Raw genomic sequence first — 17634 nt, forward strand, 5'->3', positions numbered from 1 at the left:
GCACGATGAAAATCAGTTTCGAAGACATGGAAGTGGGCTCGAGCCGCGAAATCGGCAAGCACATGTTCACGCGCGAGGAGATTGTCGAGTTCGCGCAGAAGTTCGATCCGCAGCCGTTTCATCTCGACGAAGCCGCCGCGGCCGAATCGCCGTTCCGCGGCCTCGTCGCGAGTGGCTGGCACACCTGCTCGGTAATGATGGGCATGCTCGTGCGCAAGGTACTGGCGGATTCGACATCAATGGGTTCGCCCGGGATCGACGAGATCCGCTGGCTCAAGCCGGTACGAGTCGGCGACACGATCACGATGATGAACGTCATCGTCGACAAGCGCGTGTCGCAGAGCAAGCCGGATCGCGGCATCGTGTCGACACGCTGGGAGGGCATCAATCAGCACGGCGAAACGGTGATCACCGTGCGCTCGAACGGCATGTTCGGCCTGCGCAATCCGGGAGCGGCCGCATGACGGCGAGCGCGGCGACGCTAGTCGCTTTCGACAATGCGGGCGCTTTGCGCGCGCTCATCGGCGCCGAGCCGCTCGTCAGCGAATGGCTGAGCGTCGATCAGGAGAGGGTCGACCGTTTCGCCGACGCAACCGGCGATCATCAGTGGATTCACATCGATCCCGAGCGGGCCAAGCGCGAATCGCCGTTTGGCGGCCCGGTCGCGCACGGTTTTTTGACGCTGTCGCTGATTCCGGCTTTGCTCGGCAAAACGGTGAAGATCGAGCAGCGCATGGGTGTCAACTATGGCTTGAACCGCGTGCGTTTCATGTCGCCGGTACTCGTGGGGTCGTCGGTGCGCGGGAAGTTCGCCGTCGAGTCGGTGAACGACGTCGACAACAGCGGCGTGCAACTCGCGTGGAACGTGACGCTGGAGCGTCAGGGCAGCGAACGACCGGTGTGCGTCGCGGAGTTCATCACGCGGCATTACTTCTAGGCGTTTTCCCTTCGCAGACGAAATGAAAAAGCGCGAGCCGGCAGGCATGCCGCTCGCGCTTTCTGTTTGTGTCGAGCCGCGTCGGCGAGACGGCCGAAACTAGTGTTTCGCGTACTGCGTCGCGCCAAACAGGATCTCTTTCGCCTTGTCGTCCATCAGCGGCGCGCGCGCCGACGCCAGCACATCGACGCCGCGCACCACCGCCGGCCGCGCAGCGATCTCTTCATGCCAGCGCTTCACGTTCGGCAAGGTATCGAGCTCGATGCCCTGATTTTTCCACGAACGTGTCCACGGAAACGCGGCGATGTCCGCGATCGTATAGTCGTTGCCGGCCAGGTAACGCGTCTTGCCGAGTTGCGTGTCCATCACGCCGTACAGACGTCGCGCCTCATTGGTGTAGCGATTGACCGCGTATTCGATCTGCTCGGGTGCATACACGCGGAAGTGATGCGTTTGCCCCAGCATCGGACCGAGGCCGCCCATCTGGAACATCAGCCATTGCAGTGCCGCGTAGCGCGCGGCCGGATCGCTCGGTAGAAACTTGCCGGTTTTCTCGGCCAGATAAATCAGGATCGCGCCCGATTCGAATAGCGCGAAAGGCCGGCCGTCGGCGCCTTTCGGACCTTCGGAATCGACGATCGCGGGAATCTTGTTGTTGGGACTGATGGCGAGAAATTCCGGCTTGAACTGGTCGCCGGCACCGATGTTCACGGCATGCACGTTGTAGGGTAGGCCCGTTTCCTCGAGCATGATATGAATCTTGTGGCCGTTCGGGGTCGCCCAGCTATAGACGTCGATCATCCTGGCTCCTTTGTTCGTGGAAGCGGCGCCGCAAAGAGGGCGCCGCCGTTGCCGAAAATTAGAGCATAGATCGCGCGACGCTGCTTGCCGCGGGTTCAGTCCCCACGCTTACACCGAGCCGAAGCACTCAAACGCGTGTGACCGGCATCTCAACGCGAGCTGCCGCGCCCGCATCCATATGACGCGCAAGTTCGAGCTTGGCGATCGCGTTGCGATGCACTTCGTCGGGGCCGTCGGCGAAACGCAGCGTGCGCGCCGACGCATAGGCATACGCGAGCGGAAAATCGTCGCTGACGCCGCCGCCGCCATGCGCCTGAATCGCCCAGTCGATCACCTGACACGCCATGTTCGGCGCAACCACCTTGATCATCGCGATCTCGCCGCGCGCGCCCTTGTTGCCGACGGTATCCATCATGTACGCGGTCTTCAGCGTGAGCAGACGCACCTGCTCGATCATGCAGCGCGCCTCGGCAAGACGCTCCTGCGTGACCCCTTGCGACGCCACCGGCTTGCCGAACGCGACACGCTGCAGCGAGCGCTTCGCCATCAATTCGAGCGCGCGTTCGGCGAGACCGATCAGGCGCATGCAGTGATGGATGCGTCCCGGACCGAGGCGGCCTTGCGCGATCTCGAAGCCGCGGCCTTCGCCGAGCAGCATGTTGGTGGCGGGCACGCGCACGTTGTCGAGTGTGATCTCCATGTGGCCGTGCGGCGCGTCGTCGTAACCGAACACCGTGAGCGGGCGATGCACGGTGATGCCGGTGGCGTCGGCGGGCACGAGGATCATCGACTGCTGCTGATGGCGCGGCGCGTCGGGATCGGTCTTGCCCATCACGATATAGACCTCGCAGCGCGGATCGCCCGCGCCCGACGACCACCACTTGTGGCCGTTGATCACGTAATGGTCGCCATCGCGCACGATGCTGGTCTGGATGTTCGTCGCATCCGACGACGCGACCTCCGGCTCCGTCATCAGAAACGCCGAACGGATCTGCCCTTGCAGCAGCGGTTCGAGCCACTCGCGCTTGTTCTCTTCGCTGCCGTAGCGCTCGATCGTCTCCATGTTGCCAGTGTCCGGCGCGTTGCAGTTGAACACTTCCGGCGCCCACGGCACGCGGCCCATGATCTCGCACAGCGGCGCGTATTCGAGATTCGTCAGGCCCGCGCCGCGCTCCGATTGCGGCAGGAACAGATTCCACAGACCGGCGTCGCGCGCCTTCTGCTTGAGTTGCTCGACCAGTTCGGTCGGCACCCATGCGTTGCCGTTCTGGCGGTTGCGCGCGATCTCCGCATAGAACGCCTGTTCGTTCGGGTAAATGTGCTCGTCGAAAAAGGCGAGCAGTTTTTCGCGCAACGCCTGGACCTTCGGGGTGTAATCGAAATTCATCTTGGACCTCGCGGGTAACGGACTGCGAATGATGGGGAGCAGGGCGCGCCCTTGTGTCTAGAGAACCTTCTGCGCATAGTGCCAGGCGAGTTCGGCCATCGGCTTCGCGCGCCGGCCGGCGTCGAGCGCCTGCGCGTTCGATGCGGTACCGTCGACGACGCGCTTCATGATCCCTTGCAGGATCGCTGCGATGCGGAACATGTTGTAGGCCAGATAGAAATTCCAGTCGCCACGAATCTCGAAACCGGTGCGTTGGCAATAGCGCTCGACGTACCGCGCTTCATCGGGAACGCCGAGCGCGGCCCAATCGAGTCCCGCGATGCCGCGGAACTGCGTGGGGTCGACATGCCACGCCATGCAGTGGTAAGCAAAGTCGGCGAGCGGATCGCCGAGCGTCGACAGTTCCCAGTCGAGCACCGCGAGCACGCGCGGCTCGTTGCGATCGAAAATCAGATTGTCGAGCCGGTAGTCGCCGTGCACGACCGACACGCGCTGGTTCGTTTCGGCCGGCATATGCTGCGGCAGCCATTCGATCAGCCGGTGCATCGCGTCGATCGGCTCGGTCTCGGACGCCAGATACTGCTTGCTCCAGCGGCCGATCTGGCGCGCGAAGTAATTGCCCGGCTTACCGTAGTCGGCGAGGCCGGCGGCGGCGACGTCGACACTGTGCAACGCCGCGATCACGCGATTCATTTCGTCGTAGATCGCCGCGCGCTCGGTGGGCGTCATGCCGGGCAGCGATTGATCCCACAGCACGCGACCTTCCACGAACTCCATCACGTAGAACGCGCGACCGATCACGCTTTCGTCCTCGCACAGCGCGAGCATGTGTGCGACCGGCACGTCGGTGTCGGCGAGCGCGTGCATCACGCGATATTCGCGTTCGATCGCATGCGCGGACGGCAGCAGCTTCGCGGCGGGCCCGGGCTTCGCGCGCATCACGTACGCGCGCGACGGCGTGATCAGCTTGAACGTGGGATTGGATTGTCCGCCCGCGAATTGCTCGAGCGTGAGCGGCCCCTCGAATCCGTCGACATGTCCGGCCAGCCACGCGGCGAGCGCGTCGTTGTCGAAGCGTTGCCGCTCGTTGACCGGGCGGGTGCCCTCGAAAGCCGAGTAGTCCTGTCTGCGTGCGGGTTCGCCGGTCTGCGTGGCTTGCGCCATGTGTCTCCTCCAGTTCGGTGTCAGCTACGCTGGTATCGGATGAACTGTGCGTAGAGCATTTCCATCGTGGTGTTGCGAACGTCGCGATGCAACGGCGACGGCGGTGAATAGTTGAGCATGCGCAGCACCCAGTCGCGCGGCGCGGCGCCGACGTCGAGCGCATTGATGCAGCCGGTCGCCTGCGCCAGATGACCGAAGAACGTGCGGCCGCCGGCCGTCAGCGCGTGCGACAGGATCGCGCGATTGACGCCGCCGTGCAGCACCAGCAACGCGGTGTCCCACGACGTGTCTTCGCGCAGCGCCGTGACGGCCGGCAGCACGCGATCGAACAGCTCGCCGATCGTTTCGCCGTCGAGAAAGCGCATGCTCTCCGGCACGATGCCGTCGAACACGCCGAGAAAGGCCGCCTCGATATCGCTCGGCGGAATGCTGCCGAGCCGTCCGCCGCGAATTTCTCGCCACGCGGGCTCGATTTCGGGCTCGATCTGCTGACCCGTTTCGGCAAGCACGCACCGCGCGGTTTCGATCGTGCGCGGCAAGCCGCTGACGATCACGCGGTCAAAGCGCACCTGCTGCCCGGCGAACATGCGGCCCGCCGCGCTCGCCTGCTCGCGGCCGTTCGCGTTCAGCGGCACGGTTTCAGGATCGATCGCGCGGCCGGAGTCGTCGAAGTAGGTGACGTCGCCGTGACGCATCAGGAAGATGCGGCGACGTTTCGGCAGTTGGTAGTCGGGCATGTCGGGCAGCTCTCTCGTCGCTTATTTGTAGACGGGGGCGCGTTTTTCGAGGAACGCGGTGATGCCTTCGAGACCGTCGCGATGATGCAGCGAGGCGACGAAGTTATCTCGCTCGGCGACCAGATGATCCGCGAGCGGCTGCGTACCGGCCGCGGCGATCAGCCCCTTGATGCGCGCGACCGAATTGGGCGAAATCGCGCCGAGCTCGTCGGCCCACGCGAGCGCGTTATCGAGCGCGGTGCCGGCTTTCGTGAGCCGGTTGACGACGCCGAGTTCGTGCAGACGCGCGGCGCCGATCGGCTTGGCTTCGATCAGTACCTCGGTGGCCAGCTGGCGCGGCAGCGCCTCGGCGAGAAACCACGAGCCGCCGCCGTCGGGCGTCAGGCCGACGCGCGCGTAGGACATCGCGAATTTGGCGTTGTCCGCGGCGACGATCAGATCGCAGGCGAGCGCGAGCGAAAATCCCGCGCCTGCCGCCGCGCCTTCCACCGCGGCAATGACCGGCTTCGACGATAGCCGCAGTGCCGCAATCCATTGAGCGAGCAGGTCGATGCTATCGGCTTGCACGGAGGGATCTTTCGCGCGATTTTCGAGCAGGCGGTTCAGGTTGCCGCCTGCGCAAAAGAAGTTATCGGCGCCGGTGATCACGACGGCGCGAATCGACGGATCGCGCTCGACGGTATCGAATGCTTCGATGCCCGCGGCGTACATGTCCGGATGCAGCGCGTTGCGCGCACCGGGGTTCGACAGCGTGAGGACCAGCGTGGATTCGCTGCTGGCCGGGCGTGAAGCGAGCAGGGCGGCGCTCATGATTGGGCCTCCGTTGGAATCTCGGCGGCGTCGCGTTGCGTGAGCGACAGGCCGAGTTGTGCGCGTCTTGCGAGCCACGGCGACGGACGGTAGCGCGGCTCGCCGAGCACGCTGTGCATGTTGCGCAGGATCGTGAGAATGGTGTTGGCGCCGAGCGCGTCGCCGAGCGCGAGCGGTCCGCGCGGATAGCCGAGGCCGAGCGTGACGGCGAGGTCGATGTCCTCCGGCGTCGCGATCTGCTTTTGCGCGATGTCGCAGCCGATGTTGACGATCGTCGCGACCACCCGCTGCGCGACGAAGCCGGTCGAATCGCGGATCACGGTGACGGGGATGCCGTCGGCGGCGAACAGCGCATGCGCGCTATCGCGCGCGGCGCGTGTCGTGGCCGGCGTGGTCATCAGCGTGCGGCGTTGCGCGCCGACGAGCGGGAACAGTGCGTCGACCGCGACGACGCGGCTCGCGTCGAGCGCTTCGTCGACCGCGGCCGTGGTCGCGTCGTGGCCGAACGGCGTGACGAGGATCAGCGAACCGGCGGCGGGCGTCGCGCCTTCGTCGAGCTTTACGCCCGCTTTGCCGACCAGTTGCACGACGGCCTCATACGCGTCGCGGTAGCGTTGGCTGACCCACACGCTTTGCGGCAGCGTGGTCGGCGCGGGCGCTTCGGCGGGAACCTGCTGCTTACCGTCCGCGTAGCGATAGAAACCTTCGCCGCTCTTGCGGCCGAGCAGTCCGCCCGATAGCCGCGTGCCCGTGATCGGCGACGGTGTGTAACGCGGTTCTTCGTAGAACTGGTGATAGATCGACTCCATCACCGGATGCGACACGTCGAGCGCGGTCAGGTCCAGCAGCTCGAACGGCCCGAGGCGAAAGCCGGCCTGCTCGCGCATGATGCGGTCGATGTCCGCAAAGCTCGCGACGCCTTCGCCCGCCACACGCAAGCCCTCGGTATTCATGCCGCGGCCCGCGTGATTGACGATGAAACCCGGCATGTCCTTCGCGCGCACCGGCGTGTGGCCCATGCGGCGGGCGAGATCCATCAGCGCGTCGCCGGCTTCGGGGTCGCTGCGCAGGCCGTCGATCACTTCGACGACCTTCATCAGTGGCACCGGATTGAAGAAGTGATAGCCGACCACGCGCGACGGATCGGTGCAGCCCGCGGCAATCGCGGTGATCGACAGCGACGACGTATTCGACGCGAGGATGCAGCGGCCGCTGACTACGGTTTCGAGCTCGCGAAACAGCGCCTGCTTCACCTCGAGCTTTTCGACGATCGCCTCGATGACGAGATCGCAGCCGACCAGCTCGCTGATCGCCTGCACGCCGCTCACGTTGGCGAGCGCGGCGAGCGAGCGCGACTGCTCCAGCTTGCCTTTGGCCGTCAATTTGGCGAAAGTCTCCGCGAGATAGTCGCGCGCGGCGCCGACGGCGGCCGCGTTGGTGTCGTAGAGCCGTACGCGCAGGCCAGCGAGCGCCGCGATTTGCGCGATACCGCGGCCCATCGCGCCGGTGCCGACGATGCCGATGGTCTCGATGCTGAAATTGCGAGAGTTCATTGTGATGCCCGACTCCATGGTTATTTTAGAATAGCACGACCGTGCAATTTATCGGATGATTCGATGGAAAGCCGCTGCTTCAACCTCGACGCGCGGTTTCACATACCATGACACAAGGAGACACCCGATGATCAAGCTGTGCGGTTTTGCGCTGTCCAACTACTACAACAAGGTCAAGTTCGTGCTGCTCGAACATGGCATCGAGTTCGAGGAGGCGACACAGACCATTTACGGCCGCGATCTTCTGCTCGAAGCGGGGATCGACTGGAAGCGCTACGTGAAGACGATCAACCCGCGGCCGGCTGCGCAGCGCGTGACGGAGGATCGCAAGGCCTGTGTCGCGGCGTCGCGTGCGTCCTGAGGGAATGAGCGCAGTGCCATGAAGCGCGCATGGTTGCGAAGCGCACACCCGTGCCGCGCAGCGCGATGGCAAGTAACGTGGGTTCGTTCGTGGCATCGCGCAAGGCATCCTAGAGCCGCGCGAGCCGTTCGAGCGCGGTAGCGAGCGTGCCTTCCTGCTTGGCGAAGCAAAAGCGCACCACGCCCGACTCGTGCGCCTCGTGATAGAACGCCGAGACCGGAATCGCCGCGACGCCGATTTCGCCGGTCAGCCATTGCGCGAATTCGGCTTCGGGCAGGTCGCTGATCGCCGAATAGTCGACGCATTGAAAATACGTGCCCGTGCACGGCAGCAGCCTGAAGCGCGAATTCGCGAGGCCCGCGTGGAAGAAATCGCGCTTGCGCTGATAGAACGCCGGTAGCTCCACGTACGGCGCCGGGTCCTTCATGTAATCGGCGAGGCCGATCTGCATCGGTGTGTTGACGGTGAATACGTTGAACTGGTGCACCTTGCGGAACTCGGCGGTCAGCGCGGCGGGCGCGGCCACATAGCCGACTTTCCAGCCCGTCACGTGGTAGGTCTTGCCGAAGCTCGACACGACGAAGCTGCGCTGCGCGAGTTGCGGATAACGCGCGACGCTTTCATGCGGCGCGCCGTCGTAGACCATGTGCTCGTACACCTCGTCAGACAGGATCAGCACGTTGGTGCCGCGCACGATCTCCTCGAGCTTGCGCATGTCTTGTTCGCGCCACACTGTGCCGGTCGGATTGTGCGGCGTGTTGATCATGATGAGCCGCGTCTTCGGCGTGATCGCGGCGGCGAGCTTGTCGAACGGGATCGCGTAGTCGGGTGCATCGAGCGTGACGAAAACCGGCTTGCCGCCCGCCAGTTCGATCGACGGCAGATAGCTGTCGTAGGTCGGTTCGATCACGATCACTTCGTCGCCGGGATGGACAGTGCAAAGAATCGCGGTCAGCAACGCCTGTGTGGCGCCCGCGGTCACGGTGATTTCGCTATCGGCGTCGTAGTGGCGGCCGTACAGATTCGCGATCTTGTCCGATATCGCCTGACGCAGCGGCAGCACACCGGCCATCGGCGGATACTGGTTGTGACCGTCGCGCATCGCGTTCGCGACCGCGTCGACGATGCGCGGATCGCAGGCGAAGTCGGGAAAGCCCTGACCCAGATTCACCGCGCCTTTTTCCGCGGCGAGCGCGCTCATCACGGTGAAAATCGTCGTGCCGACGTTCGGCAGGCGAGACGGAAACGTGGGGCTCGTGGGCGTGTCGTGCGGTGCGTTCATGGCGTCGTGGGTAGCAGGGCGATAAGGTGGGCCGGTTCTCGAACTGTCGTTGCGAAGGGCGAAGCCTGATTGTAGGGAATCGCGACACGCTGTGCGCGCCGCGGGTGTCACGTTGATCGGCAGAAGCCGCCTGGCGATGAAGCTTCAACATGCGCTCGGCTCAACGCGCCGCACGGACGGTCGGATTCACGCGTTGACGGGCTCGCCCCCAGCATTCTGCGCGATGCCGATTGCCGCGACGAACGGTGCCGGTTGCGCGATCCTGAAGCCGAAGTCGCGCGCGATCCGTTTCGCGAGCTTCAGCACCGCACGGTCTTTCGACACGAGCCAGTCGGCCTGCGCCGCATGCGCAAGCTCGAGAAACTTCTGATCGTCGCGATCCTTGCATTGGGGCAGCGGCCGCGCGTCGGCGGCGGACTCGGTCGGCTCACACGGCTTGACCAGTTGCGCCAGCCGCGCGACGACCGCGAGCGCAGCGGCTTTGTCGACATTGCGGTGCGCGAACTGCGGATAGTCGAGCACGTAGGCGAGCTCGGCGAGGCAGCGCGCGTCGATCAGCGCGGCGAGCGCGCCGCTTTCGAGCGCGGCGGCGATCGGCCGCGTGTGCGGGTCGTCGAATACGAGTATGTCGATCCAGACATTGGAATCGAGTACGACGCGCAACGCGCCGCTTGAGGCGAGGGAACCGGGCATTCGTTACAATCGGGCTTTCGTCTTTGACCGCCAGGCACGGCGTGCCTGCAAGCCTCTATGATAATCGTTCTGTCGCCGGCGAAATCGCTCGACTACGACACCCCGCCGCACGTCAAAAAGCACACGATCCCCGATTTCGTCGATGACGCCGCCGAACTGATCAGCGGCCTGCGCCGTTTGTCGCCGCAACAGATCGCTTCGCTGATGAGCATTTCCGATCAGCTCGCGCACCTCAATTTTCAGCGTTACGCGGACTGGTCGCCGCAATTCGGCATGCACAATGCCAAGCAGGCGGTGCTCGCTTTCAACGGCGACGTGTACGAAGGTTTCGATGCGAAGACGTTGTCGTCGGCCGATCTCGACTATGCGCAGAATCACGTGCGGGTGCTGTCGGGCCTCTACGGCCTGCTGCGTCCGCTCGATCTGCTGCAGCCGTACCGGCTCGAAATGGGCACGCGCTTCGTCAACCCGCGCGGCAAGGATCTGTACGCGTTCTGGGGCGAGCGGATCACGCACGCGTTGAACGCGCAGTTGAAGAAGAATGCGGCCACCTCGCGCGTGCTGGTCAATTGCGCATCGGGCGAATATTTCAAGTCGGTCAAGCCGAAGCTGCTCGACGCGCCGGTCGTCACGCCGGTGTTCGAAGACTGGAAGGGCGGCCGCTACAAGATCATCAGCTTCCATGCAAAACGCGCGCGCGGCTTGATGGCGCGCTTCGCGGTGGAAAATCGCCTCGATCGTCCCGCGCAGTTGAAGGACTTCGAGACCGAAGGCTACGCGTTCTGTGCCGAAGCCTCGAACGACTCCACTTTCGTATTTCGCCGCCGCGTTGCGGAATAAGCGTGCCGCTGCGCTAAAAAGGCAGCGTGAATTCAGGCAGGGAAGACTCCGATGACGTTATCGATTACGAGCAATTTCGACGCAGGCGCAGTTGATGTGTTGTCCTGCGAGGACGCCGGCAATATTCGCCTGCGCGTACGGCCCGACAGCCACGCCGAGTTCGCGCAGTGGTTCTATTTCCGCCTGTCGGGCGCGGCGGGCGAGCGCTGCGTGATGACCTTCGAGAACGCCGCCGCGTGCGCGTTCGCGGAGGGCTGGCGCGACTATCGGGCGGTCGCGAGCTACGACCGCGTGAACTGGTTTCGCGTGCCGACGTCGTACGACGGCCGCGTGCTGACGATCGACCATACGCCCGATTTCGACAGCATCTACTACGCGTACTTCGAACCTTACAGCGAGGAGCGTCATGCCGAATTTCTCGGCGCCGTGCAGCAGATGCCGCACGCGTCGCTGACCGAACTCGGCAAGACGGTCGAAGGGCGACCGATTTCGCTGCTCACGCTCGGCACGCCGCCCGCCAACGATGCCGCCAACGCCGCGCCGAAAAAGAACATCTGGCTGATTGCCCGGCAGCATCCGGGCGAGACGATGGCCGAATGGTTCATCGAGGGGTTTGTGAAGCGCCTCGTCGGTTGGGGCGATTGGGCGGGCGACCCGGTCGCGCGCAAGCTCTACGATCATGCGGTGTTTCACATCGTGCCGAACATGAATCCGGACGGCAGCGTGCGCGGCAATCTGCGCACCAACGCGGCCGGCGCGAACCTGAATCGCGAATGGATGGAGCCGGACGCCGCGCGCAGTCCCGAGGTGCTGGTGGTGCGCGACGCGATTCATGCGATAGGCTGCGACCTGTTCTTCGATATTCATGGCGACGAGGCATTGCCGTATGTGTTCGTCGCGGGCTCCGAAATGTTGCCGGGCTTCACCGAGCGGCAGGGCCGCGAGCAGACGGCGTTCATCGAGGCGTTCAAGCACGCGAGTCCGGATTTTCAGGACCAGTATGGCTATGCGGCGAGCAAGTATCGCGAGGATGCGTTGAAGCTCGCGTCGAAGTACATCGGCAACGAATTCGGCTGTCTATCGTTGACGTTGGAAATGCCGTTCAAGGACAACGCAAATCTGCCCGACGAGCGGGTCGGCTGGAACGGCGAGCGCAGCGCATCGCTTGGCGCCGCAATGTTGCAAGCGATCCTGCGACACGTGGAGACGTTCGCCTGAAGAAGCGGACGGATGGACACAAAAAACGAGGTACGCACGGCAAAAGTGCGTGCCTCGTTTTTTATTGGGGCGACTGATCGGACGGTGGCGCGGCTCGATCAGCGCCAGATGTCATTGGCTCTTCTTCTTCGAGCTCTTGTTTGCCGATTTGCTCGACGTCGTGCGCGACGATTGGCCCGAGCCTGTCTTCGACGACTTCTTCGACGTCTTGCCGCCGACCGCGTGCTTGCCTTTGCCGCCTTTGTGCTTGCCCGATCCCGCGCTATGCGCGCGGTTTGGCGGTACTGGATCGTTCCAGCTGAACGCGAGCATCTGCGAGCCGACGTAGCCGCAGCGGAATTTCAGATCGGCCGGCTCGCCCGAGTTGTCCTCGCGCACGCCGACGCCCTCGACGGTGACGATGCTGTCCACCTTGACGCGCTGCTTGCCTTCGTCGAACGAGTCGTTCCATGGCGTGACCGACGAGTGCGCACTGTCGAACGAACTGGACGGGAATTCGACGTGGTCGAAAGCGGTCGACGTGCTCGCGACGAAGTCGCCATGCGCGGCGCAGTCCGCGACGAGCGGATCCGCGTGCATTTCGGTGATAAATCTGTTGACGAGGTCGTTGTGCTGTTCGAGCTGATCAGCGAATGCGGGAGCCGCGCAGATGAGCGAGAGACTCGCTGCGCAGGCTGCCAACCGGCCGATCACCCGCAGCAACCGGCTCGGTACATTGGTGCGATCCATCTAGTTCTTTAGACGCAAATGGGAGATGAGGCAAATAAGATGCCCCGCGTAAGGGTTGAGTTCAATGTTGCTGCAAATATTCTGCCTTGTCCTGGCGGGGACGCCCGGAAAGTCTCCAGTGACGAGGCGCTGATTATCACAGATGCGCCGCACGCGACGTCAAAGCGCGCATTCTCAGGTGCGCGGGCCGCCCAGACGATAGCGCCGCACGTCGTAGGTGGTCACCCATGCGGGACGGTAGACCGCGATCAGCGCGGTCGCCATGCCAGTGAACCATGCTTCGCCGGTGGCGAGCAGCAGCACGCTGAGCGCGTAGCCGACCGGCACCACGGTCATCGAACCGCCGGACACGACGATATGGATGCCGAGCGCTGCCGCGGCCGTCAACGACACGGCAATGGCGGGCGAAACGAAGCCCTGGCCGAAGATGAACATGAAAAGATTGCGCGGTAGCCACGCGGTGCAGATGCGCTGGAGCAAGGTCGAGATGGCGACGGGCAGGGCTCCGTACACGAGGAACGTCAGCGCGATGCCCTGCCACGGCGCATCGAAGACGACGGCGGCCAGTCCCGCGACCACCGCCATCGCGATCAGGGCGAGCCCCCAGTCGAACAGCGTGACGACGAGCGTGGCGCCGAGCAGGTGCATCACGGTGCCGTCGTCGAGCCAGGCGTTGCTCGACCACAGCACCGACACCGCGACGATTATCGCGAGCCAGACATGCTGGAGCGTGCCGTCCTGAAGTCTTTTGAAAGGTTTTTTCCACAGCGCGAGCGCGATCACCATCGCAGTGGCAATCCAGCCACCGACAGCGACCCAAAACGGAAGCGGTGTGTAGAGGAAACCCATGTGTCTCATATTACTCGTTGGACGACAAAAGGTGTGAGCGGATTCCATGCCAGCCCACCCTCGACGCTGCGCGCATGCGGACGTTCCAACCCATGCGCGCGGCGTGCCCCGCGCCCCGCGCCCCGCGTCATGCGGAACCCGGCCCGACCGACTTCCGCGCGGGCCGGCCGGGTGTGGCCTCACCGTACGACGTGGCAGGCTCCGCGGCCATCGGTAGCGCGCTGCTGGTGTCGCTGCCCGGCAACGGATACTGGAAGCGCGCACGTGTGCGGCGGCGGAGCGGAACCGGGCCAGGCTGCCCGCGGATGACCGGCCGCGCGCTGTGCTCGCCGTTGTTGCGCAGCACTTGCAAATGATTCGTGAGCCATCCGTTGTAAAGCGCGACCGCCGCGGCGCGATTGGGCGCACCAAGTTGCTGGAATATGCTCGTCAGGTGGATCTTGACCGTACCTTCGCTAATGCCGAGCGTGCGCGCGATCATCTTGTTGGTGCTGCCCATGTGCACGCAGCGCATGATCTGCTCCTGCCGCGGTGACAGCCCGCCCGAGAGTTTGTTGCGGCGGGGCGGCGGACTTTCTTCGTCGAACGTACGGATCGCGGTGTCGGTCGGCAGCGGCGGATCGATCGCCAGCGCGCCGGGCGGCACGTAGTGACCGCCGAGCAGCACCATTTCCAATGCGCGCACGATCAGGCAGGGATCGGTGTCGCGTGGAACAACGCCGAGCACACCTTCGTCCATCAGCGCGCGCACGAGCGCGGGCAAAGTCCCGTCGGTGAGCACGCTGATGCGCAGGTCCGGAAAGTGGCTGAGCAACGCGCGCACCTGCGCAACCGACATCCAGTCCTCCCAGTCGATCACGACGAGATCAGGCCGATAACGCTTGAACGGACGTTCGAGCAGACGCCATTCATCGGCTTCTGTGAAGCGTGCCAGCCGGTCGATCTGCCGCAGCAAGGCCTTGAGTCCATCACGTCGTTCTGCGTTTGAATTGAGAATCGCGAAGCGCATGCATGTCTCCAGATGTATCGGGCGAAATGGCGCGACGCATCTGTGGGACTCGTGGAGCTGACTCGATCACGGCGATGCGTCACCGTGCCTATGATGACAAATTCCCTTCGTTTTGACGGCTGTCCAAAAGGCATAAGAAATGCGGACAATCAACAAATGAGCCCCATATATACGGGGCTTTTTTGCGATAAGGCAGGGATGTCGACTTCGGTGTCAATGGAAATGGGGTTGCGCGGGCTCGGCGTCTTCGGGCATTTCCGCGTGGACGATTTCGCCGAGCGGGTCCGCATACAGCGGCACGCCGCAGTCGTCGCAATATTCCGGCTCGAAGCGGCCCGCGTGGCGGCGCACATCCGTGATACCGGTTTCCTTGAGCAGCGCGACGATTTCCTCGAGCGGTTCGTCCGAGCCGGTGATTTCCTCCGGCTCCTCGTCGATTCCCCCCTCGCCGTTTTCGCGGCCGTAGAGTGGCCACACGACACCGTAGATCACGTCGTTGCTGCCCTTGCGCGTGAAGCCGACGCGGTACTCGTCGATGCGCCGTTCGCCGAAGCCGGCGACCACCGCGCGCAGATCCTGCGGCGCCGCGCCAATAGTGTCGAAAAGATAACGCACGGCGGTACGCACGGTGTGCGGACGCACACTTTCATCGGCGTCGCGGCACGCCGAGTAGTACGCATCCGGCAGCAGACATTCGAATTCGCAGCCCGGCAGCACGACCGACAGATTCGCGCCGCCTTGGGTGGCCCATTGCTCGAGACATTGGCCGCGCTCGATGCGAGTGCCGTGCTCTTCTTCCTGCCAGCGGAACGTCGCGTCGCCGACGGGAGCGGCGACTACGGCGAGCAGAAAGCGCGGGTCCGCCAGAATCGGCGAGGTCTCCGGCAGTTCGCCGAAGTTGAGCTTCGCGTTGCCGCCGCTGACCGCGGCTTGCGCAAGTTGCTGGGCGATGCGCCACGTTTCGACGTGATGGCGCGGCAACTGGTCGATGCTGAACAGGAACGGAGCCATTGCCACGCGCGTGTTGGCGGCGAGCACGTGCGCTTGCAGGTGTGCGCGCAGGGCGTCGGCGGCGTCGGACTTGAGCGGGCCGGACGGAATCACGTAGCGGGTCCAGGCGAGCACAGGCGCGGCGATCAGCAGCGCTTCATAAGACACGCCTTCATGTTCGATCACGAACGATTCGCTGTGCGTTTCCGCCATGTCGGCCAGCGCGCCGTAGGCATCCGGATGGTTTTGCTGAAGATGGTCGAGCGCGGCGTCCAGCGTAGTCTGGTTGGCGTTGCGCACGACTTTGGCCAGCAGCGCGTCGAGCTTCGCTTCCCAGAAGCGATCTTCGGTACGGCTGCCCGACGCGAAAAGCGCGAGCGAGAGACCGACGAGCTTGTCGGCGTCGGGAGGGAGACGTTTGGTGATTCGCGAGCGCATAAATCCGGAAAAATTGGGGGCACGGAACCTTATATTCTAGTCTTTTCCAGGCAGCTATATGGATTGGCCAGCAATCTCCGGGCAATTTGGGCGCTTTCATCTCAAAAAATGCGGTCGCCACCGGCACAGTCGCAGGCGACTCGCAACACCCTTGCGGGATGGTATAAGACACCCCGGACGCCCAGCTCGCTTCTATACTGACGGCGTTCAGCGGGCACCTGACGGGCGTGTGCCATGTCATTGCCACGGTCTGGCGCAATAGGAGATTCATCGTGAAATCTGACCAACTGATCGAGCGACTTGCCGCGGTATTCGCATTGATTGTGCTCGTGGGTGGGTCGTTGCTGGTGCTGGCGCCATTTACGACCGCGCTGCTGTGGGGCGCCATCCTCAGCTACAGTTCCTGGGGACTCTACCGGCGACTCGCTGGCGTGGTCGGCGGGCGGCGCAAGCTGGCCGCGACCTTGATCGTGCTGATTATTCTGGTCGTGGTGCTCGGGCCGTTCGTCTATGCGGGTTTCGCGTTCGGCGCGCATGTTCACGACATCGTTGCGCTGGTGCAAAGACTTTTCGAGTCGGGGTTGCCCGATCTGCCGCCGTGGGTGCAGCGGATCCCGCTGGTTGGTTCGAGCATCGGGGCCTTTTGGGAGCGCTTGACCAGCAGCAATTCCGAGTTGATCGCGCAATTGCGCACGCTCGCCGCGCCGGCTGGGAAGTGGATTCTGGCGGCGGCGCTTGCGGTGACGCATGGGCTGGGGCTGCTGGCGTTGAGCATCGTGCTCGCGTTCTTCTTTTATACCGGTGGCGAGGGGGCGGCCGCCTGGCTGAACGCCGGCATGCGTCGAGTAGCCGGTGAGCGCGCCGAGTATCTGCTGGCGCTGGCGGGCAGCACGGTGAAGGGGGTGGTCTACGGGATTCTTGGTACGGCCCTCGTACAGGCGGTTCTCGCGGGATTCGGTTTCTGGATGGCGGGCGTACCGGCGCCGGCGTTGCTCGGGCTCGTGACGTTTTTTCTGTCGGTGGTGCCGGGCGGTCCGGTCATTGTCTGGTTGCCGGCAGCGATCTGGCTGTATCAGGGCGGGTCGACTGGATGGGCGATTTTTGTGGTCATATGGGGCCTGCTGGTAGTCGGCATGGCCGACAACGTCATCAAACCGATCCTGATTGGCAAAAACAGTGACATGCCGTTGATTCTGGTGATGCTCGGCATCCTCGGCGGCGCGTTTGCGTTTGGTTTTCTTGGTGTTTTCATCGGCCCGACGTTGCTGGCGGTCGCTTATACCGTGCTGCATGATTGGACGATCGGCGCATCCGCCGCCCAGACGCTGGCGCCCGAAGTGAAAACCCCATCGATAGACGATCCGGGCCGTATGGGAAAGATCCCCTAAGGAAAACCCCATGATTTCGCTTGCAAGTTCTGGCTGCGGCGACTAAAATGCCGCTCTTTCGTGCTCCGGACGCCGGGGTGCGCAGAAGCGGGAAGCCTTTGATGGCGTGGGCTTCAGCGGCGTGGGCAGGTTAAGCGAGTGATAAAAACCTGTTGACGATCCGACGGAAGTTCTCCATAATCCCGCTTCTCTGCTGCAGACGCAGCGACGCAAACGAAGCAGTGCCGGGTAGTGGTGGTTCAGGCGCGGCGGGTTTGGCGGACCGATCTTTAAAAACTAACAGTCGATAAGTGTGGGCGCTTGATGCGGAATGCGTCGGCGGATTCTCCGGAATCTGCTGTCAGGCAGAAGTATCAGAAGCCTCACACAGTATTGGAGGAAGGTTTGTCTGTCGAAAGACGGATCAATCATCGTCAGTACGTTGAGTGAGCGACCGGGTTCGAGAGAG

18 protein-coding genes are annotated in these 17634 nt (G+C 63.7%); 6 read left to right on the forward strand and 12 right to left on the reverse strand.

What is annotated here, in order from left to right:
* The first annotated feature begins 5 nt into the window (after positions 1–5).
* Positions 6–464: a MaoC family dehydratase gene (locus tag HDG37_RS08225; protein ID WP_090803790.1), complete on the forward strand. Its 459-nt coding sequence runs from the start codon at positions 6–8 to the stop codon at positions 462–464.
* Positions 461–937, forward strand: a complete 477-nt coding sequence (locus HDG37_RS08230) for a MaoC family dehydratase (protein WP_184045935.1) — start codon at positions 461–463, stop codon at positions 935–937. The genes HDG37_RS08225 and HDG37_RS08230 overlap by 4 nt, the downstream gene beginning before the upstream one ends.
* A 99-nt stretch (positions 938–1036) precedes the next feature.
* Here HDG37_RS08230 and HDG37_RS08235 read toward each other — a convergent pair whose 3' ends face one another.
* The 6 genes from HDG37_RS08235 to HDG37_RS08260 form a co-directional block, all read right to left on the reverse strand.
* Positions 1037–1738, reverse strand: coding sequence for a glutathione binding-like protein (locus HDG37_RS08235; RefSeq protein ID WP_018420032.1), 702 nt, complete (start codon positions 1736–1738; stop codon positions 1037–1039).
* Positions 1739–1865: 127 nt separating this feature from the next.
* Positions 1866–3125: an acyl-CoA dehydrogenase family protein gene (locus HDG37_RS08240; RefSeq protein ID WP_184045937.1), complete on the reverse strand. Its 1260-nt coding sequence runs from the start codon at positions 3123–3125 to the stop codon at positions 1866–1868.
* A 57-nt stretch (positions 3126–3182) separates the two neighbouring features.
* Positions 3183–4289 carry a phosphotransferase gene (locus HDG37_RS08245; RefSeq protein ID WP_184045939.1) on the reverse strand — a complete coding sequence of 369 codons (1107 nt, stop codon included), beginning with the start codon at positions 4287–4289 and terminating at the stop codon, positions 3183–3185.
* Positions 4290–4309: 20 nt separating this feature from the next.
* Positions 4310–5026, reverse strand: coding sequence for a histidine phosphatase family protein (locus HDG37_RS08250; protein WP_184045941.1), 717 nt, complete (start codon positions 5024–5026; stop codon positions 4310–4312).
* 21 nt (positions 5027–5047) lie between these two features.
* Positions 5048–5836 carry an oxepin-CoA hydrolase, alternative type gene (locus tag HDG37_RS08255; RefSeq protein ID WP_184045943.1) on the reverse strand — a complete coding sequence of 263 codons (789 nt, stop codon included), beginning with the start codon at positions 5834–5836 and terminating at the stop codon, positions 5048–5050.
* Positions 5833–7389, reverse strand: a complete 1557-nt coding sequence (locus HDG37_RS08260; RefSeq protein ID WP_184045945.1) for a 3-hydroxyacyl-CoA dehydrogenase — start codon at positions 7387–7389, stop codon at positions 5833–5835. The genes HDG37_RS08255 and HDG37_RS08260 overlap by 4 nt, the downstream gene beginning before the upstream one ends.
* A gap of 127 nt (positions 7390–7516) precedes the next feature.
* On the opposite strand from HDG37_RS08260, the gene HDG37_RS08265 reads away from it, so the two are divergent.
* Positions 7517–7750, forward strand: coding sequence for a hypothetical protein (locus HDG37_RS08265; RefSeq protein WP_184045947.1), 234 nt, complete (start codon positions 7517–7519; stop codon positions 7748–7750).
* Positions 7751–7859: 109 nt separating this feature from the next.
* On the opposite strand, the gene HDG37_RS08270 is transcribed toward HDG37_RS08265, so the two are convergent.
* Both HDG37_RS08270 and HDG37_RS08275 read right to left on the reverse strand, forming a co-directional pair.
* Positions 7860–9032 (reverse strand): pyridoxal phosphate-dependent aminotransferase, encoded by a 1173-nt coding sequence (locus tag HDG37_RS08270; protein ID WP_184045949.1) that lies wholly within the window; start codon positions 9030–9032, stop codon positions 7860–7862.
* A 186-nt stretch (positions 9033–9218) separates the two neighbouring features.
* A complete protein-coding gene (locus tag HDG37_RS08275) occupies positions 9219–9725 on the reverse strand; it encodes a putative toxin-antitoxin system toxin component, PIN family (RefSeq protein WP_184045951.1) in 507 nt (168 codons plus the stop codon).
* A gap of 57 nt (positions 9726–9782) precedes the next feature.
* On the opposite strand from HDG37_RS08275, the gene yaaA reads away from it, so the two are divergent.
* Positions 9783–10565, forward strand: a complete 783-nt coding sequence (gene yaaA / locus HDG37_RS08280) for a peroxide stress protein YaaA (RefSeq protein WP_184045953.1) — start codon at positions 9783–9785, stop codon at positions 10563–10565.
* A gap of 51 nt (positions 10566–10616) precedes the next feature.
* Positions 10617–11783 (forward strand): carboxypeptidase family protein, encoded by a 1167-nt coding sequence (locus HDG37_RS08285; RefSeq protein ID WP_184045955.1) that lies wholly within the window; start codon positions 10617–10619, stop codon positions 11781–11783.
* Positions 11784–11894: 111 nt separating this feature from the next.
* Here HDG37_RS08285 and HDG37_RS08290 read toward each other — a convergent pair whose 3' ends face one another.
* The 4 genes from HDG37_RS08290 to HDG37_RS08305 form a co-directional block, all read right to left on the reverse strand.
* Positions 11895–12512, reverse strand: coding sequence for a BspC domain-containing protein (locus HDG37_RS08290; protein ID WP_184045957.1), 618 nt, complete (start codon positions 12510–12512; stop codon positions 11895–11897).
* 174 nt (positions 12513–12686) lie between these two features.
* Positions 12687–13361 carry an energy-coupling factor ABC transporter permease gene (locus tag HDG37_RS08295; protein ID WP_184046008.1) on the reverse strand — a complete coding sequence of 225 codons (675 nt, stop codon included), beginning with the start codon at positions 13359–13361 and terminating at the stop codon, positions 12687–12689.
* A 127-nt stretch (positions 13362–13488) separates the two neighbouring features.
* On the reverse strand, positions 13489–14370 hold the full coding sequence (locus tag HDG37_RS08300; protein ID WP_184045959.1) for a response regulator transcription factor: 882 nt from the start codon (positions 14368–14370) through the stop codon (positions 13489–13491).
* Positions 14371–14583: 213 nt separating this feature from the next.
* Entirely contained in the window at positions 14584–15798 is a 1215-nt protein-coding gene (locus HDG37_RS08305) for a DUF2863 family protein (RefSeq protein WP_184045961.1), read from the reverse strand.
* 272 nt (positions 15799–16070) lie between these two features.
* Between HDG37_RS08305 and HDG37_RS08310 the strand changes: the two genes are divergently transcribed.
* Positions 16071–17186 (forward strand): AI-2E family transporter, encoded by a 1116-nt coding sequence (locus HDG37_RS08310; RefSeq protein ID WP_184046010.1) that lies wholly within the window; start codon positions 16071–16073, stop codon positions 17184–17186.
* The last annotated feature ends 448 nt before the right edge of the window (positions 17187–17634 follow it).

This window comes from Paraburkholderia sp. MM5384-R2 (assembly GCF_014201025.1).
Taxonomy (GTDB): domain Bacteria; phylum Pseudomonadota; class Gammaproteobacteria; order Burkholderiales; family Burkholderiaceae; genus Paraburkholderia; species Paraburkholderia tuberum.